At 65.3% G+C, this 25,949-nt stretch carries 26 protein-coding genes; 12 read left to right on the forward strand and 14 right to left on the reverse strand.

What is annotated here, in order from left to right; all coding sequences use genetic code 11:
- Positions 1-4: 4 nt before the first annotated feature.
- The 3 genes from aglJ to lipP1 form a co-directional block, all read right to left on the reverse strand.
- Positions 5-1,030, reverse strand: coding sequence for an S-layer glycoprotein N-glycosyltransferase AglJ (aglJ, locus tag ACSFDB_RS07495; RefSeq protein WP_440770393.1), 1,026 nt, complete (start codon positions 1,028-1,030; stop codon positions 5-7).
- A gap of 118 nt (positions 1,031-1,148) precedes the next feature.
- Complete coding sequence (gene aglM, locus ACSFDB_RS07500) at positions 1,149-2,444, reverse strand: UDP-glucose 6-dehydrogenase AglM (RefSeq protein WP_440770394.1); 1,296 nt, start codon at positions 2,442-2,444, stop codon at positions 1,149-1,151.
- Positions 2,445-2,738: 294 nt separating this feature from the next.
- Positions 2,739-3,725, reverse strand: coding sequence for a LipP1 family hormone-sensitive lipase (gene lipP1, locus ACSFDB_RS07505; RefSeq protein WP_440770395.1), 987 nt, complete (start codon positions 3,723-3,725; stop codon positions 2,739-2,741).
- 175 nt (positions 3,726-3,900) lie between these two features.
- Between lipP1 and pyrE the strand changes: the two genes are divergently transcribed.
- Both pyrE and ACSFDB_RS07515 read left to right on the forward strand, forming a co-directional pair.
- Positions 3,901-4,428 carry an orotate phosphoribosyltransferase gene (pyrE, locus tag ACSFDB_RS07510; RefSeq protein WP_440770396.1) on the forward strand — a complete coding sequence of 176 codons (528 nt, stop codon included), beginning with the start codon at positions 3,901-3,903 and terminating at the stop codon, positions 4,426-4,428.
- Between the two features lie 164 nt (positions 4,429-4,592).
- Positions 4,593-5,690: an aminopeptidase gene (locus ACSFDB_RS07515; protein ID WP_440770397.1), complete on the forward strand. Its 1,098-nt coding sequence runs from the start codon at positions 4,593-4,595 to the stop codon at positions 5,688-5,690.
- Between the two features lie 28 nt (positions 5,691-5,718).
- On the opposite strand, the gene ACSFDB_RS07520 is transcribed toward ACSFDB_RS07515, so the two are convergent.
- Positions 5,719-6,360, reverse strand: coding sequence for a ribulose-1-phosphate aldolase (locus ACSFDB_RS07520; protein WP_440770398.1), 642 nt, complete (start codon positions 6,358-6,360; stop codon positions 5,719-5,721).
- A complete protein-coding gene (locus tag ACSFDB_RS07525; RefSeq protein WP_440770399.1) occupies positions 6,357-7,058 on the reverse strand; it encodes a ribulose-1,5-bisphosphate 5-phosphatase in 702 nt (233 codons plus the stop codon). Before ACSFDB_RS07525 ends, ACSFDB_RS07520 begins: the two co-directional genes overlap by 4 nt.
- 291 nt (positions 7,059-7,349) lie before the next feature.
- On the opposite strand from ACSFDB_RS07525, the gene ACSFDB_RS07530 reads away from it, so the two are divergent.
- From ACSFDB_RS07530 to glmS, 5 genes are all read left to right on the forward strand, one after another.
- The gene (locus ACSFDB_RS07530) at positions 7,350-8,960 is read left to right on the forward strand and encodes an MFS transporter (RefSeq protein ID WP_440770400.1); all 1,611 of its coding nucleotides are present in this window, start codon (positions 7,350-7,352) and stop codon (positions 8,958-8,960) included.
- A 182-nt stretch (positions 8,961-9,142) separates the two neighbouring features.
- On the forward strand, positions 9,143-9,592 hold the full coding sequence (locus ACSFDB_RS07535; protein WP_440770401.1) for an ester cyclase: 450 nt from the start codon (positions 9,143-9,145) through the stop codon (positions 9,590-9,592).
- Positions 9,593-9,973: 381 nt separating this feature from the next.
- On the forward strand, positions 9,974-11,929 hold the full coding sequence (gene thrS / locus ACSFDB_RS07540; protein ID WP_440770402.1) for a threonine--tRNA ligase: 1,956 nt from the start codon (positions 9,974-9,976) through the stop codon (positions 11,927-11,929).
- A 161-nt stretch (positions 11,930-12,090) separates the two neighbouring features.
- Positions 12,091-12,801 (forward strand): phosphoribosyltransferase family protein, encoded by a 711-nt coding sequence (locus ACSFDB_RS07545; protein WP_440770403.1) that lies wholly within the window; start codon positions 12,091-12,093, stop codon positions 12,799-12,801.
- Positions 12,802-13,123: 322 nt separating this feature from the next.
- Entirely contained in the window at positions 13,124-13,573 is a 450-nt protein-coding gene (glmS, locus tag ACSFDB_RS07550) for a methylaspartate mutase subunit S (protein WP_090303148.1), read from the forward strand.
- Positions 13,574-13,652: 79 nt separating this feature from the next.
- On the opposite strand, the gene ACSFDB_RS07555 is transcribed toward glmS, so the two are convergent.
- The 4 genes from ACSFDB_RS07555 to ACSFDB_RS07570 form a co-directional block, all read right to left on the reverse strand.
- The gene (locus ACSFDB_RS07555; protein ID WP_440770404.1) at positions 13,653-14,072 is read right to left on the reverse strand and encodes an arsenate-mycothiol transferase ArsC; all 420 of its coding nucleotides are present in this window, start codon (positions 14,070-14,072) and stop codon (positions 13,653-13,655) included.
- 117 nt (positions 14,073-14,189) lie between these two features.
- Positions 14,190-14,624 (reverse strand): universal stress protein, encoded by a 435-nt coding sequence (locus ACSFDB_RS07560; protein ID WP_440770405.1) that lies wholly within the window; start codon positions 14,622-14,624, stop codon positions 14,190-14,192.
- A 62-nt stretch (positions 14,625-14,686) separates the two neighbouring features.
- The gene (gene pdhA, locus ACSFDB_RS07565; protein WP_440770406.1) at positions 14,687-16,795 is read right to left on the reverse strand and encodes a pyruvate dehydrogenase (acetyl-transferring) E1 component subunit alpha; all 2,109 of its coding nucleotides are present in this window, start codon (positions 16,793-16,795) and stop codon (positions 14,687-14,689) included.
- A gap of 188 nt (positions 16,796-16,983) precedes the next feature.
- Positions 16,984-17,574 (reverse strand): 50S ribosomal protein L15e, encoded by a 591-nt coding sequence (locus ACSFDB_RS07570; RefSeq protein ID WP_006090230.1) that lies wholly within the window; start codon positions 17,572-17,574, stop codon positions 16,984-16,986.
- Between the two features lie 464 nt (positions 17,575-18,038).
- Between ACSFDB_RS07570 and ACSFDB_RS07575 the strand changes: the two genes are divergently transcribed.
- The gene (locus ACSFDB_RS07575; protein WP_440770407.1) at positions 18,039-18,770 is read left to right on the forward strand and encodes a DUF7847 domain-containing protein; all 732 of its coding nucleotides are present in this window, start codon (positions 18,039-18,041) and stop codon (positions 18,768-18,770) included.
- A 48-nt stretch (positions 18,771-18,818) separates the two neighbouring features.
- Here ACSFDB_RS07575 and ACSFDB_RS07580 read toward each other — a convergent pair whose 3' ends face one another.
- Together ACSFDB_RS07580 and ACSFDB_RS07585 are read right to left on the reverse strand one after the other, a co-directional pair.
- A complete protein-coding gene (locus tag ACSFDB_RS07580; RefSeq protein ID WP_440770408.1) occupies positions 18,819-19,724 on the reverse strand; it encodes a serine/threonine-protein kinase RIO2 in 906 nt (301 codons plus the stop codon).
- Positions 19,725-20,043: 319 nt separating this feature from the next.
- Complete coding sequence (locus tag ACSFDB_RS07585) at positions 20,044-20,655, reverse strand: aminopeptidase (protein WP_440770409.1); 612 nt, start codon at positions 20,653-20,655, stop codon at positions 20,044-20,046.
- A gap of 125 nt (positions 20,656-20,780) precedes the next feature.
- Between ACSFDB_RS07585 and ACSFDB_RS07590 the strand changes: the two genes are divergently transcribed.
- Positions 20,781-21,212 carry a helix-turn-helix domain-containing protein gene (locus ACSFDB_RS07590; RefSeq protein ID WP_440770410.1) on the forward strand — a complete coding sequence of 144 codons (432 nt, stop codon included), beginning with the start codon at positions 20,781-20,783 and terminating at the stop codon, positions 21,210-21,212.
- Positions 21,213-21,329: 117 nt separating this feature from the next.
- Entirely contained in the window at positions 21,330-22,166 is an 837-nt protein-coding gene (locus ACSFDB_RS07595; RefSeq protein ID WP_440770411.1) for a lipoate--protein ligase family protein, read from the forward strand.
- Between the two features lie 119 nt (positions 22,167-22,285).
- Here ACSFDB_RS07595 and ACSFDB_RS07600 read toward each other — a convergent pair whose 3' ends face one another.
- From ACSFDB_RS07600 to ACSFDB_RS07610, 3 genes are all read right to left on the reverse strand, one after another.
- Positions 22,286-22,564 (reverse strand): hypothetical protein, encoded by a 279-nt coding sequence (locus ACSFDB_RS07600; protein WP_440770412.1) that lies wholly within the window; start codon positions 22,562-22,564, stop codon positions 22,286-22,288.
- A gap of 127 nt (positions 22,565-22,691) precedes the next feature.
- Positions 22,692-23,366, reverse strand: coding sequence for a class I SAM-dependent methyltransferase (locus tag ACSFDB_RS07605; protein ID WP_440770413.1), 675 nt, complete (start codon positions 23,364-23,366; stop codon positions 22,692-22,694).
- A gap of 55 nt (positions 23,367-23,421) precedes the next feature.
- Positions 23,422-24,198 carry an NAD(P)H-hydrate dehydratase gene (locus ACSFDB_RS07610; protein WP_440770414.1) on the reverse strand — a complete coding sequence of 259 codons (777 nt, stop codon included), beginning with the start codon at positions 24,196-24,198 and terminating at the stop codon, positions 23,422-23,424.
- 247 nt (positions 24,199-24,445) lie between these two features.
- Here ACSFDB_RS07610 and ACSFDB_RS07615 point away from each other — a divergent pair, with 247 nt between their 5' ends.
- Both ACSFDB_RS07615 and ACSFDB_RS07620 read left to right on the forward strand, forming a co-directional pair.
- Positions 24,446-25,078, forward strand: coding sequence for a phosphoribosyltransferase (locus ACSFDB_RS07615; protein WP_440770415.1), 633 nt, complete (start codon positions 24,446-24,448; stop codon positions 25,076-25,078).
- Positions 25,079-25,092: 14 nt separating this feature from the next.
- On the forward strand, positions 25,093-25,938 hold the full coding sequence (locus ACSFDB_RS07620; protein ID WP_440770416.1) for a CPBP family intramembrane glutamic endopeptidase: 846 nt from the start codon (positions 25,093-25,095) through the stop codon (positions 25,936-25,938).
- Positions 25,939-25,949 lie beyond the last annotated feature (11 nt).

Raw genomic sequence — 25,949 nt, forward strand, 5'->3', positions numbered from 1 at the left:
GCCGCTACTCGTCGTCTCGTTCGTCTCGCTCTCGAGAGTTCCGCGTGATCTGCTCGAGACGACGGCGCTGCTCGCGGTGGAGCGTGACGAGCATGTCCGACAGAACGCCGAACATAAGCAGCTGCACGCCGAGCAGGATCGCGGCCGCCGAAACCATCGCCAGGATCTCGTGGCCGATGCCGTACTGCACCCACTGCCAGAGAACGTAGGACGCGACGACGCCGCCGGAGAGGATGCCGGCGACGCCGAGGCTCCCGAAGTAAAAGAGCGGATTGTTCGTCTTCGCGAGCGAGTACAGCGCGAGGACGATCGTCCCGCCGTCTTTCAGCGGGTGGAGGTTCGTCTCCGACTCCTCGGGCCGGGCGGCGTAACTGACCGGAACGACCGTCGTCTCGATCCCGTGTTTGACACACTCGACCGCGAGCTCCGTCTCGATCGTAAAGCCGTCCGAATCGAGTCCGAGTCGCTCGAACGAGTCGACGGTGAAGGCGCGATAGCCCGAGAGGATGTCGTCGTAGTCCGCGCCGTGGATAAACCGGAACGACTTGTTGATCAGCCGGTTCCCGAAGCCGTTCAGCGCCTTCATCGCGTCGTCGTCCATCTCCGCGAATCGGTTGCCGATGACGTGATCGTACCCCCGCGAGAGGGGCTCGAGCATCCGACCCGCGTCGGCCGGATCGTAGGTGCCGTCGCCGTCGAGCATCAACACGTAGGGGACGTTGACGTACTCGAGGGCCTCGCGGACGGCCTGTCCCTTCCCGTCGCCGGACTGGACGAGGACGTGGGCCCCGCGGTCGCGGGCGATCTCGCGCGTCTCGTCGCTCGAGTCGCCGTCGACGACGAAAACGTTCGTGTACCCCTCCTCGTAGAAGCCGTCGATAACGTCGCCGATCGTGGCCGCCTCGTTCAACGTCGGAATGAGGACGCAGACCTCTTCGGGAGTGATCTCGCGCGTTTCGCGACTCATGGCGATGACCTCTCCGTCGCCGACGGTAATTTTCGAGTCCGCGCGAACCGCGTCATTGTCCATCGAGAGCCACTCTCCACCGTGACCGCAAAAAATTACTGATTGACCGGTACTCGATTTATCAGGGATCGGCTACCGGGCGACGGTCAGTCGACGATTCGCCGCCCGTTCGTCGGCCGTCCTACCAGGTCAGGCCCTCGTAGACCTCGAGATCCGCTTCGTCGACGTCGATCCGACGGCCGTCGACCACCACTCGCCGAGCCATCCCGTCGAACGCGAGGTCGTCGAACTCGGGCCAGTCGGTCGCGACGACCGCGCCGTCGGCCCCCTCGAGCGCCGCGGCCGCGGAATCGGCGTACTCGACCTCGAGATTCGGGTGTTTCTCGCGCACGTTCTCGACCGCGACCGGATCGTAGGCGACGGCTCGTGCGCCGCGCGCTTCGAGGTACTCGAGGACGTCCAGCGCGCGGGATTTTCGGATGTCGTCCGTGCCGGGCTTGAAGGAGAGCCCGAGCACCGCGATGCGAGCGCCCTCGAGTGAGACGTGGGTCTCGAGCAGATCCACGAGTCGCCGGGGCTGGGCGTCGTTGACCGCAACAACGGCGTCGAGCAGCGCGGGGTCGTAGCCCTGACCGCGCGCGCCGGCCCGCAAGGCGTCGACGTCCTTCGGGAAACAGGAGCCGCCCCAGCCCAGTCCCGAGCGCATGAACCGCTCGGAGATGCGGTCGTCGAGCCCGACCGCCTCGAGGACCTCGTAGGCGTCCGCGCCGTACTCCTTCGAGATGTTACCCAGTTCGTTCACCAACGAGACCTTCGACGCGAGGAAGGCGTTGTTGGCGTACTTGATGAGTTCGGCTTCCCGGATGTCGGTCTCGACGAGGTCGGTCTCCTCGCGCTCCACAATTGGGGCGTAGAGTTCGCGCAACGTCGCCGCAGCCCCCTCGCTCGTCGCCCCGACGACGACCTTGTCCGGCTCGAGGAAGTCCGAGACGGCGGTCCCCATCCGCAGGAACTCGGGGTTCATCGCCAGCTCGAGACCGTTCCCGATCCGTTTGCCGGACTCCTCCTCGAGGATCGGACCGACGACGTCCTCGGTGGTTCCGGGCAGAACGGTGCTCTTGACGACCACGAGGTGGTCGTCGTCCTTCTCGGCGAGCGCCCGACCGAGGGATTCCGAACCCGCCTGCATGATCGCCAGATCGAGGCTCCCGTCGTTGGCCTGCGGCGTCGGCAGACAGAGGAGGGTGACGTCGGTGTCCCGAACTTCGGCGTAGTCGGTCGTGGCCCGGAGGGTCGTGCCCGCGTGTTCGGCGATGCGGTCCGTGAGGCCGGTCTCGTGGATGGGGGCCTCGCCCGCGTTGATCGTCTCGACGATCCCCTCGTCGATTTCGACGTTGACCACGTCGTGGCCGAGATCCGCGAGACAGGCGGCGACGGTCGTTCCCACATAGCCGCTGCCGACGATAGAAACGTGCATGCTGTAAGCGATGTACGGCCGTCGTTAGATGGTTTTGGATTGGTCGGTCGGCGGAGAGGTCAAGCCGTCGCGCCGTCGGGCGTCGACAACGTTACGAGACGCGACGGAGTACGCTGTCGAACGGCGATGATCGAGACGTTCGTGCTGACTCTGGCCTTGGTGATCATGCTGCTCACCGCCGCTGTCAAAAGCTGGGCGCTCTTTCGGTATTCGTCGCGAGAGCCGGACGACGATTCTGACGAGCCGTAACTCCCGTTTAGAGTGACGGGAGCGACCAGGAGGCCGATCACTCTGTCACTCGAGCGTGCGGCGCAAATCGCTCACGGCGTCCTCGTGGGCCGCGTGGGCGCGGTCGAGGTTCACGGGCTCGGAGATCATGCCGAAGAAGCCGTGGACCATGTCGTCGTAGTTGCGGTAGATGACGGGGACGCCGGCGTCCTCGAGTCGATTCGCGTAGGCCGCCCCGTCGTCCCGAAGCGGGTCGAATCCGGCGGTCAGCACCGTCGCGGGCGGGAGCCCGGAGAGATCGTTCGCGAGTCGCGGCCACGCGTAGATGTTGCCGTCGTCGATCTCCCGCTCGAGGTACTGCTCGCGGAACCAGGCCATGTCGTCGGCCGTGAGGGCGTAGCCCTCCGCGTTCTCCTCGTAGGAATTCGTTTCGGCCGCGTCGCCCGTCCCTGGATAGACGAGCAGTTGATACGCGATCTCGGGGCCGCCGCGATCCCGCGAGAGCAGCGCCGTCGCCGCCGCCAGGTTCCCGCCCGCGCTGTCGCCCGCCAACACGATCCGATCCGAGTCGGCCTCGAGGGCGGGTGCGGCGTCTACAGCCCACTCGAGGGCGGCGTAACAGTCCTCGAGCCCCGCGGGGAAGGGATGTTCGGGTGCGAGCCGATAGTCGACGCTGACGACGGGATACCCCGAGTCGTTGGCCAGCTTTCGACACGTATTATCGTGGGTCTCGATGCTCCCGATCACCCAGCCCCCGCCGTGGAAGTACAGCATCAGCGGTCGATCGCCCTCCGCGCCAGCGTCGTCGCTCGATCCGTTCGCCGTCCCGGGTTCGTAGATCCGAATCGGAATCTCCCCGTTCGGGCCGTCGATCGTCCGATCCTCGACGGACTCGAGATCGACCACCGGATCACCCCCGAGTACCCGCTGGTCGAATATTTGACGCGCCTCCTCGGCCGAGACCTCGTCGAACGACGGCGTGTCGAGGGAGTTGTACATCTCGAGGAAGGTCTTGACGTCGGGGTGCGGTTCTGGTGCGCGAGATGCTGTCATTACTCGTTACACTCACTGAAGGGGACAAAAAGCTTCGTCCGCGGGAGGACGGCCTGACGGCGACGGACCGGGCGTCTCGTGTCGCCGTCGCTGGATTGCGCTCGCGTCGATCCCTCGTGCTCGCCACCGCGCCGTTCCACACCGCTTATTTTGGTTCGGTGCGCCCCTTCGAGCAATGACGAACCAGGCACTCATCGACGCCCTGCGCGAGGCGGAGGCCGTCAAGTTCGGCGAGTTCGAACTCTCCCACGGCGGCACCAGCGAGTACTACGTCGACAAGTACCTCTTCGAGACCGATCCCGACTGCCTCGAGACCATCGCCGAGGCGTTCGCGGAGCGCGTGGACGCCGACGACAAACTCGGCGGCGTCGCCCTCGGTGGCGTCCCGCTCGCCGCAGCCACCAGCGTCGCGGCCGGCGTTCCCTACGTCATCGCGCGCAAGCAGCGCAAGGAGTACGGCACCGGGAACCTGATCGAGGGCCGACTCGAGGACGGCGAGGAGGTCGTGGTGCTCGAGGACATCGTGACCACGGGGACGAGTCTGGTCGACGCCATCGAGGCGCTTCGCGAAGCGGGGGCGACCGTCGACCGCGCGCTGGTCGTCGTCGACCGCGAGGAGGGCGGCCGCGAGAACGTCGAGGACGCCGGCGTCGAGATGGAGTCGCTGGTGACCGCGAGCGACCTGCTGGCCGATCGAGACTGACAGCGGGTCTCCAGCGGATCCTCGCCGGACAGACCGTCGTCTCCGCAATCGACGGACGAAGACCGTGTGGTCGAGATTTCCACCGGCCACACCCGCGGTCCGGTTTACTTTCACTTTCGTCCCGCCTGGCCGACATATTTGCCCCGATCGTTCGTGGGTCGAGTATGGACGATCGAATCAGGCGCCACGCCGAGGTTCTCGTCGACTACTGTACTGAAATCGAACCGGGGGACGCCGTGCTCGTCCGCGCACCGACGGCCGCCGAGGACCTCGTCGTCGCCCTCTATGAGCGGATCGGCGAACGCGGCGCCCACCCCGTGACCGAGTGGCTGAACCCGCGAGCCGGCCGCGCCTACGCTCGCGCAATGGACCCCGACGACTTCGACACGAAAGCCCACCAGCTCGCAACGATGCGGGAAACGGATGCCGTCATCATGATCAAGGCGAGCGAAAACGCCGCCGAAGGGAGTGACGTCGATCCGGCGAAGAGCCAACCCTCGAGTCGAGCGAAACAGCCGGTTTTGCAGGAGCGCCTCGAGACCCGGTGGGTGATCACCCAGCATCCCGCTCCTAGGGACGCCCAGCGGGCCGAGATGAGCACCGCGGCGTGGACCGACTACGTCTACGACGCGATCGATCGCGACTGGGCGGCCCAACGTGAGCGCCAGCAGCGAGTCGTCGAGCGCCTCGACGACGCACACACCGTTCGGGTCGTCTCGGGTGACGGCACCGACCTCCGGCTCTCGATAGCGGGAATGACGACGATCAACGACGCCGGAAAGCGAAACATGCCCGGCGGCGAAGTAGCTACGTCGCCGGTGCCCGATACCGTGGAGGGCGAAATCCGCTTCGACGTACCGCTCTACCGACACGGACGGGAGATTCGGGACGTCCGACTCGTCTTCGAGGATGGAATCGTCGTCGACCACGCCGCGACCCACGGTGCCGACGCGCTACGGAGTTTGCTCGAGACCGACGACGGCGCGCGCCGCGTCGGCGAACTCGGCGTCGGGATGAACCGCGGCATCGACTGCGTCACCGACAATATCCTCTTCGACGAGAAGATGGGCGACACCGTCCACCTCGCGCTCGGAAACGCGATGGAAGAGTGCGTTCCCGACGACCGGCCGTTCAACGAGAGTGCCGTCCACGCGGACATCCTCGTGGACGTGAGCCACGATTCGCGCCTCGAGGTCGACGGCGAGGTGATCCAGCGAGACGGTACGTTCTGGTTCGAAGCGGGATTCGACGAGGCCTCGTAACGCCGATTCGTCCGTGTGGATCGTCAGATCACTGCCCGTAGGATTCGAACTTCTCGAGCACCGTCTCCAACTGCTCGTCCGAGAGCGTCCGCGGCTCGAGTCCGGCCGCTCTCGTCTGCAGGTACAACCGAGCCAGGCTCTCGACGTGGTGGGTGTTCTCGAGGGCGGTCCCCAAATCGGGTGCGGTAACGACCAGCCCGTGGTTCTCGATGAACGACGCCGTCGCGTCGGCCTCGTCCATCGCCGTCACGATGTTCTCGGCGAGTGCGTCGGTGCCGTAGGGGGCGTACTCGGCGATCGGGACCGACTTTCCGACGGCGACGATCATGTAGTGGATCGGCGGCAGGGGCTCGTGGGCGACCGCCATCGCCGTTGACCACGGCGAGTGGGTGTGGACGATCGCGCCGACGTCCTCGCGTCGGTAGATCGCGGCGTGCATCGGCACCTCGCTGCTCGGTGCCATATTTCCATCGCGGTGCTCGCCATCGACGCCGACGACCGGCACGTCTGCGGCGTCGAAACTGTCGTAGGGGACGCCCGTTGGCGTGACGGCGAAGGCGTCGCCGGTGTTGCCGTCGCGAACGCTCAGATTGCCCGTCCGGCCGGGCGTCAACGCGGCGAGATCCGGCGCGTGTTCGACCACCTGTCGTCGCTGGCTCTCGAGGATCACAGTATCACCTCCGTTAGCTCGCCGAACGCATCTAATCTGTGGTCGGGCGCTCGGTGGCCCTCGAGCGAAGTTTCGGGATCGGCGTTCCAGAGCACCGTCTCGAGGCCCACCGCGTTCGCGCCGACGATGTCCGCCTCGACGTCGTCGCCGACCATCACCGCCTCCGACGGTCGGGACTCGAGTCGCGACAGCGCCAGCGTGAACATGACCGAACCCGGCTTCTCGCGGCCGGTCTCTTCGGAGGTGAGCAGGAGGTCGATGTGGGCCTCGAGTCCGAGTCGATCGACCTTCTCGAGTTGGATGCGCGTCGTGAGGTTCGTGACGATACCGACCGCGACGCCGTTCTCGCCCAGCGTCTCGAGGGTCTCCGCGACGCCATCGAAAAGCTCCATCTCGTCGATGTAGGCCTCCCAGAACGCCTCGCCGAGCGCTAGCGCGTCGCCGACTCTGGGCTCTTCGGTTCGCTCCTCGAGCGCGCGCTTGAAGTACAGAAACCGTTCGTGGGTCGCGGCCGTCCCGGAGAGTTCGCGCTTTACCTCCCGACGGCCCGACTGGTAGAAGGCGTCGAAGCCCGCCCGATCGAACTCGTACCCGAGGTCGAGCGCGGTCGTTCGAGCCGCCTCGAGCCCCGCCTCCTTACACGGCGGGTACGCGTAGAGCGTGTCGTCCAGGTCGAACAACACGGTCGTCGTGGTCATACGGAGTGATGTCTCGCGAACCGCAAAACGAGTATCGGTCGGTACGGTCTGAGAGAATCGGCGCCCGAGCGGCCGGACTCGAGTCCCCCGCTCATCTCGGGTCTCGAAACGAGTGGGGCCTCGTACCGACCAATATTCCAACAGGCGCAAGGTAGATGATAACAGTGAGCGTAAGAGATGTGACTCCCTCGGGATCGCGGACCCGCTGATTCTGTCGCGAGTCGGGTGAACGAGATGGTAACGGACGAGCAACCGCAGGTAAACGAGTCGGTGACTGGAGAGAGACAGCACATGACGGTGCGACGGTGGGCGCCGCGGCGCCTCCGCGGACGGGTGTGGATCACCGACGAGAACCGGAAGTGGTGGGTGGTCGCTGCGACTGGGCTAGCGATCGTGCTCGTCACGATCGACTTCAACGGCATCACGGTCGCGCTCCCGACGATCGGTCAGGATCTCGGCACCTCGACGACGGGTCTGCAGTGGACGATCAACGCCTACCTGCTCTCCTTTGCGGCGTCGATGGTCGCGTTCGGCCGACTCGCCGACATCTTCGGTCGGCGCCGCGTGTTGCTCGCCGGAATCGGCGTCTTCACCGGCGCGTCCGCGCTGTGCGGTCTCGCACAGACCGACTGGTGGCTCATCGGCGCGCGCATCATCCAGGGTTTCGGCGCCGCCGCGTTCTTCGCGGCCTCGCTGCCGATCGTCAGCAACGCCTTTCCGCCGGACGAGCGCGCGAAGGGAATCGCGATGTGGGCCGCCGTCAGCGGCCTCGGACTGGCCGTCGGCCCGCTCGTCGGCGGCGCGCTCACGGAGGCCCTCTCGTGGCGGTGGTTCTTCTTCTTCAACGTCCCGATCGCCGCGATCACGGTCGTCATCACGCTGGCGGCCGTCCCCGAGTCGCGCGACGAGACCGCTGAACGCCACGTCGATCTCGTCGGACTGGTCACCGTCACCGCCGCGCTCGCGGCGCTGGTGCTCGGCATCCAGCAGAGCGACACCGCCGGCTGGACGTCGCCGCTCGTGATCGGACTGCTGGTCGGGTCCGTCGCGCTGTTCGCGCTGTTCGTGGTCGCCGAATCGCGCCTCCGCGATCCGCTGATCGACCTCGCACTGTTTCGCGACCGCAGCTACCTCGGGGCGAACACGGTCGGCTTCACGGCGAACTTCGGCAGCGGCGCGCTGCTGTTTTTCCTCACGCTCTACCTCCAGAACGTGTTGCACTACTCGCCGCTGCACGCGGGGCTCGTGTTCCTCGGGTTCTCCGTCCCGCTGGTCGCCTTCGAGATCAAGTCGAACGAGATCAGCGAGCGGATCGGCGCCCGATCGGCGATGGCCAGCGGCATGGCGCTGATGGCCGCATCGTTCCTGCTGCTGGCGTTTCTCACCCCGACGAGCGGCCTCGCGCTCGTCCTCGTCGCGCTCGCGATCATGGGCGTCGGACTCGGGGTGGCGTACTCCGTCTCGAGCACCGCGGGGATGGCCGCGGTTCCCGACGCCAAGGCCGGCGCGGCCTCGGGGATCCTGGGTATGGTCCGCATGCTGGGCGTCGTCTTCGGCGTCGCGATCGGCGGCGCGCTGTTCAAGACCCTCGAGAACCGGCGGCTCGAAACGCTGCTCGAGGGCGCCGGTGCGTCCCTCGACGCGTCGGACCGCAGCGAGATCCGCGGGCTGCTCTCGGGCTCGAGCGCCGCCGAGGCGAAACTCCGCGAGCTCGCGCCCGGCGCCGCCGGCGAGGTCGAGCACGTGGTCCGCGAGGCGTTCGTCTACGGCTTCGACGGCGCGATGATCCTCTGTGCGGTCGTGGCGGTCGTCGGCATCGCGGGCGCGCTGCTCGTAACCGACGACGCCTCGCAGTCGGACGGAGCAGACAGCGACGGAGACGGAGACACGCCGCCGCAGTAGGTGGCTACGTGGGTGCGCGGTTCGGACACCAGATGGCCCGGATCTCACACGCCGGTCGCACATTGCAGGGACGCCCTTTACGGCTCGATTCGGCGTACGTCGTCCGGACCGCTTCGGGTGCTGCCGAGTCGGAACGCGCGTCGCGACCCGGATCCGCAGCCCCGACGGGACGAGGTACCACGATGACGACAGAGACGAGATCACTGGTGCGACGCGACCCGGAGGAGGTCTGGACCGAGGGTAACCTCGAGCTAATCGACGAGCTGTTCGCCGACGATTTCGTCCTGCACGATCCAGCGACGGACGGCGAACCGCGGGGACGCGACGACTACAGGGAGTACGTCGAAACGTACCGAGCGGCGTTTCCGGACGTCGAGTACGAGGTCGAGTCGATCGTCGCCGAGACCGATGTCGCCACGTTGCGATACACCGCACGCGGGACACACGAGGGCGAGTTCGCGGGCGTAGAGCCGACCGGCGAGCGGGTCACGGTGTCCGGGATGGAGCAGTACCGGATCGAAGACGGGCGGATCGTCGAGATGTGGACGAGCTACGACGCCCTCGGGCTGTTCCAGCAACTCGGCGTGGTTCCGCCGCTCGAGGATATCGGCGACGAGACGAGATCGGAGTGACGGTCGGATGGAGCGAGTCGAGTCGGCGTCGGGACGGATCGACGATGCGGCGTCGGAGCGGGTAACGTGATTGGCGGTCCGGACCGAGCGCGGAGTCGGAGCGGATGACGTAATCGGCGACGGGACAAATCGAGCGCGGCGCGACGCGAGCGCGGGACCCGAGACGGGATCGGAACGTCGCCGCAGACCATCAGAAGGCTTTTATCCTACTCGAGACAATTCGAGTTCACGATGGTAGGTGTCCGCTTTACAGGGGCTTCCGCCCGCTTCTAACCCACACCTACCGCTCGCTGTGTCGGCCCGAACGCACAGCCGAGCGGCACACGCGGACGCCCGACCGAACTTCTGTGAGAAGTTCACCAACCAGCCACAGCGCTACCCATGTCAGAATCAGATTCCCAGTCAGAGGAACGAATCGTAGTTGTACTGCCAGACGGCTCCGAACTCGAGGTCGCCGCCGACGCGACGGTCGAGGACTGCGCCTACGAGATCGGTCCCGGTCTCGGCCGCGACACGATCGCCGGCAAACTCGACGGCGAACTTGTCGCAAAAGAACAGCCAGCCTACGACGGCGCCGAACTCGAGATCATCACGGACCAGTCCGAGGAGTACCTCCGCGTGATGCGCCACTCCGCGTCGCACTGCCTCGCCCAGGCCGTCGAGCGCCTGTTCGACGCCGAGGAGGTCAAACTCGCCATCGGCCCGCCGACGGACGACGGCTTCTACTACGACTTCGACAACCTCGACGTCGACGAGGAGGACCTCGCGAAGATCGAGGCCGAAATGGAGGAGATCATCGCGGCGGACTACGAGATCGAGCGCGAGGACGTCTCGATCGAGGAGGCCGAAGAGCGGCTCGCCGACGAGCCGTACAAGCTCGAACTCTTAGAGGAGCTCGCCGAGGACGGCCAGCAGGTCACCTTCTACAGCCAGGGCGAGTGGGAGGACCTCTGTGCCGGCCCGCACGTCGAGTCGACGGGCGAGATCGGCGCCGTCGAGCTGTTGGAAATTGCCGGCGCCTACTGGCGCGGCGACGAGGAAAACACCATGCAGACGCGCATCTACGGCACGGCCTTCGAGGACGAGAGCGATCTCGAGGCCTACCTCGAGCGCCAGCAGGAAGCCGAGAAGCGCGACCACCGGAAGATCGGCAACGAGATGAACCTGTTCTCGATTCAGGACGTCACCGGCCCCGGACTGCCGCTGTATCACCCGCCGGGGAAGACGGTCCTCAAGGAGCTCGAGGACTTCGTCGAGGAGCTCAACCAGGACGCGGGCTACGACTACGTCGAGACGCCCCACGTCTTCAAGACGGATCTCTGGCACCGCTCGGGTCACTACCAGAACTACGCCGACGACATGTTCATCTTCGACGTCGGCGACGACGAGTTCGGCCTGAAGCCGATGAACTGCCCCGGCCACGCCGCCATCTTCCAGGACCAGTCCTGGAGCTACCGCGACCTGCCGATTCGGTACGCTGAGAACGGGAAGGTGTATCGGAAAGAGCAGCGCGGCGAGCTGTCGGGCCTCTCGCGAGTCTGGGCCTTCACGATCGACGACGGCCACCTGTTCATCCGCCCCGACCAGATCGAACGCGAGGTCGAGGAGATCATGGACATGATCACGGACGTCTTGGAGACGTTCGACCTCGACTACGAGATGGCACTGGCGACGCGTCCCGAGAAGTCCGTCGGCAGCGACGAGATCTGGGAGCAGGCGGAAGAACAGCTCGAGAACGTCCTCGAGAAGCGTAACCTCGACTACGAACTCGAGGAGGGAGACGGCGCGTTCTACGGCCCGAAGATCGACTTCGCGTTCGAGGACGCCATCGGCCGCTCGTGGGACGGTCCGACGGTCCAACTGGACTTCAACATGCCCGACCGGTTCGACCTCTCTTACGTCGGCGAGGACAACGAGGAGCACGAGCCGGTGATGATCCACCGCGCGCTCTACGGCAGCTACGAGCGGTTCTTCATGATGCTCATCGAGCACTACGAGGGGCGCTTCCCGCTCTGGCTCGCGCCCGAACAGGTCCGCGTGCTGCCGATTTCGGACGACAACCTCGGCTACGCCCACCGCGTCGCCAACGAGTTCGACGACTTCCGCGTCGAAGTCGACGGCCGCGACAGCACGCTCGAGCGAAAGATCCGCGCGGCCCACGACGACCGCGTCCCCTACCAGATCATCGTCGGCGACAACGAGGAAGACGACGGCAACATCTCCGTGCGCGACCGCTTTGAGGACCAGGAGTACGACGTCGAGATCGAGGAGTTCCGCAGCCACCTCGAGGCCGAACGCGACGAGCAGCGGACGGAGCCGGACTTCCTGCAGGACTGACGACGCTATCCGTCGATCTGGCGTTTCTCACGCGCTCAAATAGCCCTCGTCCGTTCCGACGACCGGCTACCGATCGTCTCGTAGACGAACCCACGTCTGTGGTGATCTCGAGCACTGATTTCGATCGAAATACCCATAGTTGCGGAATCGTGCATATCTGTATGAACAGAGCCGAGAAGGCCGCCCTTCAGCTGCGGGCCGTCGACGTGTTGCGGATGTTGAAAGAGACGCGGACCTACGACGAACTCGCCGAGACCACGGGTCTTCCGGCGGGCGACCTTAATCGGTACGTCAACGGGCACGTCCTTCCGGGAACTGAACGCGCACGCGAGGTCGTCGAGGACCTCGGCCGAGAGGCGCTCGGGCAGGAACTCGAGGCCCGTATTCGGGTCGACGACGAGGGCTACGTCGACAACAGTTCGGCCGTCTTCGATCAGCCGTTTCTCGACCTCGTCGCGCCCGTCGTCGCCAACGGGTTCGAGTTCGACCGCCCCGACGTGGTGTTGACCGCCGCGACCGACGGCATCACGCTCGCCGCGTCGCTCGCGAGCTACTACGGGACCCGCTGTGCCTACGCGAAAAAGCGCAAGGAGACCGCCGTCGAGGAGTTCATCGAGGCGCGCGAGCGCCTCCAGTCGGGGATCGAACTCACCTACTACCTCCCCGAGTCCGCCATCGAGGAGGGCGAATCAGTGCTCGTCGTCGACGACCTCATCCGCTCCGGCGAAACGCAGGAACTCCTCCTCGACATCGTCGAAACCGCCGACGCCGACGTCGCCGGCGTCTTCGCGCTGATCGCCGCGGGCGAGGACGGCATCGAGCGCGCTCGAGGCCGGACCGACGCACCGATCGGTGCGCTGACGACCGTCTGATCGCCCCCGCTTGGCGGCCTATCAACCGCCTCGAAATATCTGCTCCCGGGTTTGCGGTCGTGTTCGATCGATCGACCGTCTCGCGAGCACGTATCAACGAGAGCAGTTTTCACATCGTGACTTTCGTCATCGACTGAAGAGCAGTAATCCACCGATTCAAACTAACTAGTGGGGTTTCGCCTCGAGCACGTGCGTAGACGACCGAATCGAATATTGGCCCTTTCAGAGTGGCCCCAATCGCACGACTATCACCGTGTGAACCGTTGCCACATTATTAATCATTAGGTTTATGGTGGTCGCCGTATTCGGTGGAGGTACGAACATGACGAAGACAGTCATCCTCGGCGTGATCGGGTCCGATGCCCACGTTGTCGGGATCACCATCCTGGAACAAGCGTTTGAGGCGGCCGGATTCGACGTCGTCAACCTCGGAGTGCAGACCTCCCAAGACGAGTTCGTCGACGCCGCAACCGCCCACGACGCCGAGGCTGTACTCGTCTCCTCGCTCTACGGTCACGCCGAGCAGGACTGTGAGGGACTCCACCAGGAGATGTTAGACGCCGATCTCGAGGACGTCACGACCTACATCGGCGGCAACCTCGCCGTCGGCCAGGACGACTTCGACGAGACGCGAAAGCTGTTCCGCGAGATGGGGTTCGACCGCGTCTTCGACTCCAAGACCGATCCGGAGGACGCTATCGAAGCGCTCCGAGCCGACCTGGACGTTCGTCCGTCGGAAACCGAGCGGGAAAGCCAGACCGTCTCCGCGTAATCGAGTCCGCCGACTATCGGAGCGTTTTTTCGCTGCAAGACCCGGAGCGGCGGTGCTCCCGGTTCCGATCAGTTACTCCTCACGAGTCGTCGATCTCGTCGAACAGTGCCTCCACACGCCCACGTACGTCCTCGCGAATCTCGTGGACCGTCTCGAGCTCTTGGCCGTGGGGATCGGGCAAATCCCAATCGCGAACGTCCGTTTCGGCCTCGAGCTCGAGCGTCGAACAGCCCATCGTCGCGACGTAGTCACAGGACTCGAGCGTTTCGTCGGAGATGTGCTGTGGCTCCCGTTCGGAGAGATCGATCCCCTCCTCGGCCATCGCCTCGCGGACGATATCGTGGACCGCGTCCGCGGGATGCGTGCCGCCGGAGTGGATCACGACCGCGTCGGTGAGGTCCCGCGCTTCGCGCTCGCGTTCGGCGTACGCGGTCGCCATCTGGCTTCGGCCGGCGTTCTGGACGCAGACGAACGCAACGTGGGTGCCGTCGTCGGTCATACACGGAAGCAGTGGCTGGGACGCCCTAATCGTTCGTATGTGCCCTCCTGTGAGAACAGTATACACAGATAACACTCACGAGACGCTTCCGGGTCGCCGGCCCGCCGCGTGACCGCGTCACCGAACGATCGTCACCGGAACGGACGAGCGACGGGCGACCTTCTCGGCGACGCTGCCGAGCAGGATACGGCTCGCACCCGTCCGCCCGTGGCTGCCGATTGCGATGTGATCGGCGTCGTTGTCGTCCGCGTACTCGACGATCGACCGCGAGATACCGCCGACGATGTGGTCCGTCTCGATCTCGACGCCGTGTTCGGCTCCCACCTCGCGTGCGTGCTTCAGAATTTCCTCCGCCCGAGTCTCGTGGGCGTCCTGAATCTCCTCGTAGTTGGCCATCGCACCGCCTTCGATCCCCGTCGCGGCGTAGAAATCGCCCGGATCGAGGACGTGCAACGCCGTGATTCGAGCGCCGGGATACTCCCTGCAGGCGAACTCGAGGGCCTGCGTCGATCGATCCGAGTCGTCGACGGGAACGAGCACGTGGTCTACCATACGTCGGCCTACACCGTCCTCCGAAATAAGCTTCGGGACAGCGGAGGGCTGGAACTCGACGTCTACTGCGAGGCGACCCGTTCGATCGCCGCCCGAATTCGCGCCTCGTCGGGTCGGTACGCCTCCTCGCGACCGAACAGCGGGACCGGAACGTCGTAGCCCGCGACACGTTCGATCGGCGCCTCGAGGTGCCAGACCGCTTCGTCCGAAATGCGAGCGGCGATCTCGGCGCCGAAGCCGCCCGTCCGCGGCGCTTCGTGGACGACGACGCAGCGACCCGTCTTCCGGACCGACTCGAGGACCGTCTCGGCGTCCATCGGGCTAATCGACCGCAGGTCGATCACGTCGGCCGACACCTCGCTCGCGTCGACGGCCCCCTCGACCTCGCGGACCATCGCCCCCCAGGTAACGACGGTGACGTCGGTCCCGTCCGCGACGACCCGCGCCTCGCCGAGCGGGACGGTGTGCTCCTCGGGGACCGGTCGTCGGGCGGCCCGGTACAGCGGCATGGGCTCGAGGAAGAGCACGGGGTCGGGATTCCGGATCGCGGACCGGAGCAACCCGGCCGCGTCCCCCGCGGTGGCGGGAATCGCGACCTTCAGTCCCGGTACGTGAGCGTAACCGGCCTCGTAGCTCTCGGAGTGATGCTCGAGGGCTTTCACGCCCAGGCCGTAGGGTGCCCGAATCACCATCGGACAGGTGAGTTTGCCACGAGAGCGACTCCGAAGCCGCGAGACGTGCTGGTGGATCTGGGAGAACGCCTGGAAGCTGAAGCCGGCGAACTGGATCTCCGCGACCGGTCGGTAGCCGGCCACCGAGAGGCCGACGCCGAGTCCGACGATGCCGGCTTCCGCGACCGGGGCGTCGTGGACCCGTCCCGGGAACGTATCGAGCAGGCCCTGCGTCGCTCGGAAGACGCCGCCGTCGACCCCAACGTCCTGTCCGTAGACGAGGACGTCGTCGTCTCGTTCCAGCTCCGCGCCCAGCGTCTCGCGGATCGCCTCGACCATGTTCAACCGCTCGGCGTCCTCGGTGACGCCCGACTCGGTCGCCGCCGAACCGCCGTCGCCGCGCCGGCTCCCGTCTGCGGGGGCGACTTCGCGTCTGGAATCGCCGGTAAATGCGTCGCGCTGGCGCTCGAGGTACTCGGGCGGATCGCCGTAGGCCGTCTCGAACATGTCCGCGGGATCGGCGTTCGAGGCGGTCTCCCGGGCCGCCTCGAGGTCAGTCTCGAGAACGTCTTCGATGTCACTCTCGATCTCCGTGACGGTCTCGTCGTCGAGGATCCCGCGCTCGCGGAGGTAGCGTTCGAACCGGAGGATAGGGTCTAACGGTTCCCACTCCTCCTCCTCTTCGACCGTCCGGTAGACCGAAGGGTCGTCCGCAGTGGTGTGCATCTCCCGGCGATAAGTCGTCGCCTCGATCAGCGTCGGAACGCCGCGCCGAGCGCGATCGATCGCCTCCCGCGTGACCAGATAGACGCCGAGGATATCGTTGCCGTCGACCTGAATCGGCTCGATACCCGCGGCGACGGCCTTCTGGGCGAGGGTCGCGGCCCGCGTCTGTTTGGACAGCGGCGTCGAGATCGCGTACTGGTTGTTCTGGCAGAAGAAGATCGTCTGGGCCTCGTAGACCCCGGCCAGGTTCATCGCTTCGTACACCTCGCCCTCGCTGGTCGCCCCGTCGCCGAAGTAGGTGAGTGCGACCCGATCGCTCTCGTTCATCGCCTCGGCCCAGCCGATTCCCGCGGCGTGGAGCGGCTGGGTTCCGACGGCGATCGACGGCGGCATGATCGGCACGTCGTCGGGCGGTTCGCCGCCCTCCTCGAGCCCCATCGCGTACTCGAAGATGCCCTGTGCGGACAGCCCGCGGGCGAGCGCCGAGGGATGTTCACGGAACGCGGGCACCGTCCAGTCGTCGTCCGAAAGCGCCGCGGTGCTCCCCACCTGTGCGGCTTCCTGTCCCGTCGACGGCGCGTACGTTCCCAGTTCGCCCCGCCGCTGGAGGGCGATCACCCGCCGATCGAGTCGACGGGCGTGTTTCATCGTCCGGTACCACTCGAGCAGCCGCTCGTCGTCGATATCGGGCTCCAGAGACTCGTCGACGCGGCCCTCCTGATCGAGCACCTGCACGCGATCGATCGTGAACTCGGCGACCGGTGATCGTGGCATACCCGCCGTACCACGGACGGCTACTTAGTGTCCGTCGCCGCTATCGCGCGGGTGAGACTGGAGCACGGAGCGCGCGTCCACCGTCCGAGAACTGCACGGCATCTCGCAGCGCGGTCGCTCTGAGGTGCGGACGAGTCGCCAAAAATCGAAGCAGGTGGTGTGAAGCCGACCGCGGTCGGCGGAGCGGATTACTTGCCGCGGCCTTTGCCGCCGTTGTTCGACGGTCGAACCTTCTCGGCGCCCTTGCCGCGGTTGTTGAGCCCACGGTTGGCCTTGCCAGCGTTGGTGAGGCCGCGGAACGCGCGGTTCTTGTGTGCGTCGTCGCAGATCCAGTTGAGATCGTCGTCGTTCTGGATGGCGGGGTGTTCGGGATCCACGAGGATCACTTCGAACCACTTCTGCGAGCCGTCTTCCCCGACCCAGTAGCTGTTGAGCACGCGCAGGTTGGGGTACTTGCGGGAGACGCGCTCCTCGCCGATGCGCTGGATGTTCTTGCGCCGCCCGATGCGGTTGACACCCTGGCGCTTGGATCGGCGACCGGCCGTGAATCGCTCCTTTCGGGCGGTCCCCTTGCGGACCGAGACCCGGGTCACGATGATGCCCTGCTTGGCCTTGTAACCGAGTTCGCGGGCTTTGTCGAGGCGGGTCGGGCGCTCGATTCGCTCGATTGCGCCTTCCTTTCGCCATTCCTGTTTTCGCTGCCACTGCAGCTCCCCGAGCTTACCGTCGTCGGGGTCCTTCCATGCGTCCTTGATGTGGGAGTAGAAGCTTTTTGCCATAGCTATCACCGCGGGCGTTTCTTGGTTCAATCCCGACCGGGGCCGATCCCCGCGGATCACATCCCGACCTGTGGTGGCGTCGTCGCCGAACAGGTGCCCGCTGATGCCCGCGACTCAGCGAGTCTACGACAGTCTACCCAACTCTCGAGTATAAGGGCTTCGAACTCCGGGAACGCGCTCGGCGTCGAAAAGAGGGACTGGGGCGCTAGTCGATAGCACACAGCTACAGCCATCGTCCGACCATCCACGCGACCTCGGCCGAGCGACGGCGACCGTCGCCGCGGCGCCGAATCAACAGGAGCTATTCTGTATATCGATATGCGGTTGACGTTACGAGTGCAGTCGCTCGAGTCCGATTAGTCGAAACCGTTCACACGCCCTCGAGGGGCTTTCTCCGCCGATATTGTCCTGATTGCCTGAATATGTTAATATAACTATATCTTCTCGGGGCGCGTACTATATGCATGGTCTTCAGCATCATCGACGCGATGACCGATGGATTCGACCGCACCCGCGAGCGGAACGGACTCATCTTCGTCGCCGTATTTGCCGTACTTGCCGTGGTGAACGCCCTCGTCGCGCCCACGAACCTTGGCCCCGCCGCGGAAACCGCACCAGCGATCGGCCTCGTCGATGTCGCCACGGGACTGCTCTCGTTCGCCATCACGATCGCAACGCTGGTCGTCGCGATCGTTGCGCTGCGAACGTTCGCCTCCGACGAGCGAGAGAGCATCCCGCGTGAGTTCCAGCGCAGAAATATCGGGCTGGCCACGCTCAACCTCTTCGTCGGAGCGATCGTCTTCGCCCTCGCCGTCGCAATCGGGAGCATCTTCCTGCTCGTACCGGGGCTGTTCATCCTCGTCAGCCTCTACTACTGGAGCGTGTTCGTCGCGGTCGAAGACCAGAACTTCGTGCAGGCGTTCCGCAGCAGTTGGGGGCTGACCCGCGGCAGCCGACTCCGACTGTTCGGTCTCGGCGTCGCCGTCGTCTTCCTCGGCCTGATCGTCAACGCCGCCGTCGGCGTGCCGGCGGTTCTGGCCGGCGGGGTTGTCGGGACAACCCTCGTTCAGATCGGCGGCGCCGTCGTCACGGTGTACATTCTCGCCACCACCGCTCGCGCGTACGATCAGCTTCACACGCTCGAGGAGCCGCCGGAAGCCGAGCCGCGACCCGGTGCCGCCGGGACGCCGGCCTGAGAACAGTTCGATTCACCAACATCCGTTTTTACCGATTTCCGACGCCGATCAGACGTCAGTTACCGTCTCGAACGATCCGTCGGCGACCGATTCCGCGACGTCGTCGCTCTCGAGTTCGTCGGGCACGTGCTTGGGGTACTTCCGCCGGAAGTAGCCCACGATGTTCGTGAGATCGCGCCGGAGGAACTCGTCGGCGTTCTCGTGATCGGTCGGGACCGCCTGGGGCCAGTCGAACACTTTCACGCCGTCCTCGCTGACGAAGACGTTGTATTCGCTCATGTCCGCGTGGACGTAGCCCTCTTCGTACGCGCGCGCGACCTCACGAACGAGCAGGTCGAGAACGCCGAGGACCTGTGCGTCCTCGAGTTTCGTTCGCGAGAGTTCGACGCCCTCCATCTTCTCCATGACGATAGCGTGGCGGTTCTGACCGATCGGCCGGGGAACCGAGACGTCGGGATACAGCTCCTCTAAGATGTCGTACTCCCGTTCGGCGGCTTTCCGGGCGGTGTACATCCAGGAGACGTGTTCGTTGTCCGATGTGTAGTCCCGTTCCTTGTGGACTTCCCGGAAGTTCGTGTACCCCTCGCGGTGGTACTTCAGCGCGTGGGGCTTGTAGGATTTGACCTCGTAGACGTCGCTCTCTTTGCCGACGCCCAGCGGCGAGCCGAACTCGCTGATCGTGTCCTGCTCGACGAGCGCTCGCAGCGCGAGGATATCGTACCCCTCGAACTGGAGCGTGTAGCCCTCGTACTGGATCGTTTTCTTCTCGACCAACCCTCGTTTGAGACAGCGTTCGAGCCGGTAGTCGACTTCCTCCTCGGTCAGGCTCGAGAACTTCGGGAGTTTCTCCCGTTGAACCCACTCGGAGAAGCGCATTCCCTGCTCGACCCCCGATAGGAGATAGAAGTCTTCGGTCTCGAGTTCCGGAAGTAATCCGGCGACGTTCCGCACCATAGCGCGTGGTAGCCGGTGTGTACGTAAAAACGTCGTGACGTGCGGATCGCACTGTCGTGATCGGTCCGCCCGAGAACGTTCGTCTTCGATCGTCGTTCGATCGGCCGTTCCCGGCGTTCTATCCAGTTCTACCTGCTGTTCAGGCCGTGCGTCGTATCGTCACCGCCGCCAAGATGAACCGTATTTTGCGATATTAAATCGTATTTGACCGACGGAACTCACGCTACGAGCGGTATCTCTCACTGACGCGAGCTACAGTATCATTGCCGAGCTCATCTCCAGCGCTATCACAACGAGTCAGACAAGTGGTCTCGCCTACTCACGGAATCGATCCGACTGCATCCGAGAGGTCAACAGGAGCTTCCCACTCGATGACTCGGTCATCGGCAGCTTCCTCGAGCGCCGCCAGATGGGAAGCAGCCATACCGTTATCGTAGTGCTCTCGCGTTTCCGCCTCGCTAGCGTAGATTCGCTTTAGCAGCCAGAGCGCGTCCCGAATACGAGTTTGGTACCGATACAGGTACCCGAGTTCCCAGACGTGCCCGCCGTTGTAGTCCTCGAGGACCCCGACGATGTGGGTCGCCATCTCGGAGAGGATGTCGAAGGCGGGCGCCCACAGTTCGAGTTCCTCGCCCGTAAAGCCGAAGTCCTCGAGCCGAAACGCAGCCGCTGCCCGCCGTTCGTCGAGGAGTGTACAGACTTCGGTTCGGCGCTTTCCGGGACCGTCGTCACCGCCACGCCCGATTACCAGATACCGTCGTTCCGAACGTTTGATCGCCGTGAACCGATCTCCGTGTAACCCGTTTTTCAACTGTTCGTGCTGTTCGGGTGTCGGCTGTAACTGATCGTCGTCGACGAGTTCGTCGGAATCGACGCCGTCGAGGGACGAATCGATCGGTTCGTCTCGCGGGAGGTCTTCGCTAATCGTCACGCTATTTCAGGATTAGTCGGACAACTAATATAGGTACTGTTCAACGAACTGTTTTTGAAACGGTTACTGAAATAGTTGATTCTATCGACCAAGTGTTTATGAGAGATGCCACCGTAGTGTCTACTATGCACCCGGAAACGACGCAACCAACCGACGGCGGTGAGCGAGGGCCCACGGACGGGTTCAACACGTGGCTTGCCCTCCAGAAATCGACGGATAGGACTCGTGCGAACCTCCTCGCGGATATCGTTGGTCACCCGAAGGGCGCGCCGAGCGTCAAAGAACTGGACTACATGAATCCCAGCCTCGAGGCGGATGCGATTCGCCGCCACCTCAAGAGGCTGCAGGAAGTCGGGGTCCTGGAGGAACTCGAGGTCGAACCCGGAACGCGGGTTCGAGGCTATCCGTACAAGTTCTACCGCGTAAGCGAGTCGGCGCGGGAACTGTTCGACCGGAACGACCTCTTCCCCGAGGACGCGTGGACGCGACAGTACGAACGAGTGCAGAAAACGGGTGAGATCGAGGAGATTGAAGCGATGCCTCGTCCGAGTCCGTAACGGCTGTCGATACTGCACTGCGTTTCCGGCCTGATCGACATCGAGACGAATCGAGCGCGTAGTCGGTTTGCTCGCCGGGTCGCAATCACTAACTCGATTGCGAGCGACCGAACGGGTATGAGCGACCTCGCCGATCAGGAGTGGCGGCTGATTCGAGACGACCCTCGTGCTGGGGACGTACAGATGGCCGTCGAGGAAATCGCCGCGCGGACGGCGCTCGAGGACGACCTCCGAACCGTCCGCGTCTACTCGTGGGAGCCGAGCACGCTGTCGCTGGGGTACCGCCAGGACCCCGAGACGGTCGATTGGGACTACTGCGAGCGCGAGGGTATCGACGTCACACGTAGACAGACCGGTGGCGGCGGGATTTACCACGATCGCTACGCCGACATCTCCTATACGATCGTCGCGCCGGCCGACGAGGTGCCCGGGAACCTGATGGACTGTTACGGCCTGTTCTGCCAGCCGGTACTCGAGGGCCTTCAGCGCATGGGCGTCGATGCCGACTTCGCGGGCGCCGAACAGTCGTCGATCTACCAGCCCTCCTGTTACCTCCGGGATATCAACCCGGCCCACGACGTCGTCGCGCCGGCGAGTGCAGGTGCAGACGCGAAGAAGATCAGCGGCAACGCCCAGTACCGCCAGCGCGACGTCGTCATCCAGCACGGTTCGATCAGCTACGACCTCGAGCCCGCCCACCACGTCGGCGTCTTCGACACGGATCTCGAGTCCGAGACGTTCACCGACCGGGTAACGAGCATCCGTGAGGAAGCCGGGATCGACCGCGAGGAAGCCGTCGACACGCTCGCGTCGGCGCTCGGGGAGTGGTGCGACGCCGATGAATCGACGTGGCGCGAGGGCGAGCTCGAGGCCGCCCGCGACCTCGCCGACCGGAAGTTCGGCGCCGACGCGTGGATCCGGAATCGGGAGGTGCTCGAGGCGAGCGAGCAGTGACTCCCGCGGGCAGTGCCGCGGCTCCGGACCAGTGATCGGATATCGGAAAACGGGGACCGCCTCGAGCCACACCGCGAGACGGTAGCGGATTGGGACGACGACGAGCGGGTCGTACCCGTTCAGCTCATAATCGCCTTCCAGCTCCAGCCGCCGACGATGATCAGGATCAACGCGAGGACGAAGAACACGCCCCACTGCTGACCCTCAGTCTCTGCGATCGGTGCAAAGATGTCGATGACGCCGGTGAACTGCATCGCTGCGAGCATGATCAACAGCAGCGAGAAGATCGAGACGACGGCGATCCCGATCCCGTTCCGGGCCATCCACTGTCCCTCCTCTTCGGCCTCTTCCTTGGAGGTCGTGGTCGTCTCCGTTGGTTCTCGATCCGGTTCGGACATATACTCCTCTTGAACAGACTCGCGGGAAACGGTTCCACCTGCAGACTCCGGGTTCGGTGATTTCGACGGCGAAAGGAGTGCCCGCTCTCGAGCCCGGACCGCCTTCGAGAACGCCGAACCGGAGCCCCTATCCGAGCACGCCGTTCCGCCGCCGACGCAACGTTCCTCGAACGATCGGCGACGCCGGAAAGACCCCGACGTCGAGCCGATCGACTTCCTCGACACCGAGCGCGTCGTGGGCGACGAACCGCGCGACGGTCTCTCGGGTGAGGTGACAGCCGCCGGCCCCGCGCTTCCAGAGCGGATCGAGCAGTTCCTGACCGGTCCCGCGCCAGCCGTCGGCGTGGACGTGCTCGAGGAAGCGGAACTCGCCGCCCGGTTTTAACACCCGGACGACCTCCTCGAGCGCTGCGTCAGGGTCCTGTACGGTGCAGAAAACGACCCCGGCGAGGACGACGTCGAAGCTGCCGTCGGGGTAGGGCAGCGATTCGGCCCGCGCGTCACGGAGGTCGACGTCGAGACCGGTCTCGCGCGCGGCGGCGGCGGCTCGTTTACGCATGTGTGGATCCGGTTCGATCGCGTGGTACTCGAGGTCGCCCGCGGCGCCGTCGACGACGAACGGGAACATGCCGCCGGTGCCGCAGCCGAGTTCGAGCACCCGATCCGAGAGGTCGCGTGCGAGGTACGCTCGCTGGGTCTCGACTTCCGCCGGTTCCGGACACAGGTCATAGAGCGCGGCGAAGACGGGGTGGGATATCTCGTCCTGTGTCGTCGCCGCAGGTGAGGAGCGCTGTTCGGACATCTCAGTCGCACCGACGACGCGACGAGAGGTAATGGTTTCCCGTCTCGGGGCTCGCTCAGCGGATCGTATCCGGAATCCGATCGATCACGTCGGTCGCGAGGACGCCGGGACCGTACTCGGCCGTCGCCAGTTCCCCGCTCTTGCCGAGGACCCACGCGCCCAGTTCCGCCGCGTCGTCGCGGTCCATTCCCTGCCCGAGCAGCGAGGCGGTGATTCCGGCCATCGTGTCGCCGGTCCCCGCCACCGTCAGCGCCGAGGTCCCCGTTTCGTTGCTCGTCCGTTCGCCGTCGGCGACGATTTCGTCGACGTTCCCGGTCAGCGTGACGACCGCACCTGTCTCCTCGGAGAACGCCTCGAGGCTCCCGTAGGCGTCCTCGATCGGGTCGACCTCTTTGTCGCTGGGGGTGAGCACTGCACTCGAGAGATCGGCCTCGAGGGCGGGTTCGATCGCGAGGGCGTCGACGACGGTCGGGACGTCGACGGTGTCGATCGCCCGGCAGACGGCGTCCCCGTCGGCGTCGACGAGCCCGGGACCGATCACGAGCGCGTCGGCCCACTCGCTCATCTCGCGGGTGCGTTCGACCGCGCTCTCCTCGAACTGTTCGCCCGCGTAGCGGTCGACGAGCAGGTTCGGCTCGTGAGCCGCGACGACCTCGTAGATCGGATCGGCGACGAACGCCCGGACGTGATCCGAGCCGGTCCTGAGTGCCGACCGGCCGACGAGGGCCGGCTGATTTGGGTACTCGATCGCCCCCGCAACGATACCGACGCGACCGTTGTCGACCCCCGTTTCCTCCGAGATGTTCGAAAGCGTCTGCTGAAGACGGGCCATACGTTGTCTGGCCGGTCGTGACGGGTAGCCGTTCGGCAGGCGAGTTCTGGTGCATTGCGACGCTGTACGAAACAACCGAATACACGCCCCGGAAGAATACTCTGTGCAGAATCGCTCGAGCACACGACAGCGCGCGCCACCGCAACGTCGCTGACCAATCCTGTTCGAGCGCGTGCGTTGACGAGAGTGACTCGTCCCCGTCGTGTGCCACACCAAAGCATAGGCCGTCGCCGTCGTAGCTAGAGCCATGTTCGACGACAGAACCGACGCCGGCAACCGACTCGCCGCCGACCTCGAGAACCGCGGCCTCGAGGCCGATATCGTCCTCGGAATTCCCCGCGGTGCGCTTCCCGTTGCGCGACCGGTCGCGGACGCGCTCGACGCCGACCTCGACGTGGTGGTGGCCCGGAAGATGGGCGCGCCGAAGAACCCCGAACTGGCGCTCGGAGCGGTCGCCAGCGACGGCAGCGTCTGGTACAACGAGAGCCTCATCGATCGACTCGGCGTTTCGGAGGACTACCTCGAGGAGGTTCGGGCGTCCGAAGCGAACAACGCCAGCCGGAAGGCGGACCGGTATCGCGAGACGCCGGGACTACCCAATCTCGAGGGCAAACGCGTGGTGGTCGTCGACGACGGCGTCGCGACGGGCGCGACCGCGAGGGCTTGCCTCCGACAGGTCCGCGAGGCCGGGGCTGCACACGTCACGCTCGCCGTTCCGGTCGGCTCGCCGCGCGGTCTCGGAGACCTCGAGGGGGAAGCCGACGACGTGATCGCGCTCGAGCAACCCCAGTCGTTCCGGGCGGTCGGGCAGTTCTACCGGACGTTCGGCCAGGTGAGCGACGCTGAGGCGCTCGAGTACCTCGAACGCGGTGATCGATAGCACGGAGACACGACGTGAACCGCCTACTCGGCCGGCCCAACGCGGACCTCTGGGGGTTCCTCCTGTTCTCGCACGGCTGGAGCTGGTTTTTCTGGGGAATTGTCGTCGTGACAGGTTGGGAGGCGTTCACTTATCCAGGCGTCGTCTTTCTGGTGCTCGGCGGGACGGGGCCGCTTCTCGGCGGCGTGGTGATGAGCGGTCTCGTCGGCGGCCGCGCGGGCCTGCGCGACCTCGGACGGCGAATCGTCGATCCCAGGCTCGTCCCCGCGCGCTGGTGGCTGATTACAATACTGCTCGTACCAGTGATCACGGCCCTCGCGGCCGCGCTGGTGGCCGTCCTCGGGTTCTCGAGCCAGCCGGTCGACCTCGCGGGCGCTCGAGAACTGCTCGCCAGCCCGACGGCGCTGTTCGCCTACGTCGCGTTCGTCCTCGTCCTCGGACCGATTCCGGAGGAGATCGGCTGGCGTGGCTTCTTGCTCGACCGGTGCCAGCAGCGGTGGAGCGCGCTCGTCTCGAGTGTCGCGGTCGGAGTCGCCTGGCTGACCTGGCACCTGCCGCTGTTCGCGATGGTCGGCTACTTCGCGGCCGCGGGCGGCCCGCCGGAGCCGTTCAGATTTACGATCGGGATCGTCGTCGCGTCGATCTTCTACACCTGGCTGTACAACAACGCGGGCCGGAGCGTCCTCGCGGCGATCGTCTTTCACTTCTCGCAGAACTTCACCGGCCAGTTCTTCGATCTGGCAGCCGAGACGCGGACGGTTCAGAGTCTGCTGTTCGTGGTCGTCGCGGTCATCATCGTTGCCGGCTGGGGTCAGAAAAGCCTGCGGCGGGACGGAGACCGACCGGAGCCGCCGTACTGATCCGTTCGGGG

Source organism: Natronorubrum amylolyticum (assembly GCF_052040145.1).
Taxonomy (GTDB): Archaea; Halobacteriota; Halobacteria; order Halobacteriales; family Natrialbaceae; genus Natronorubrum.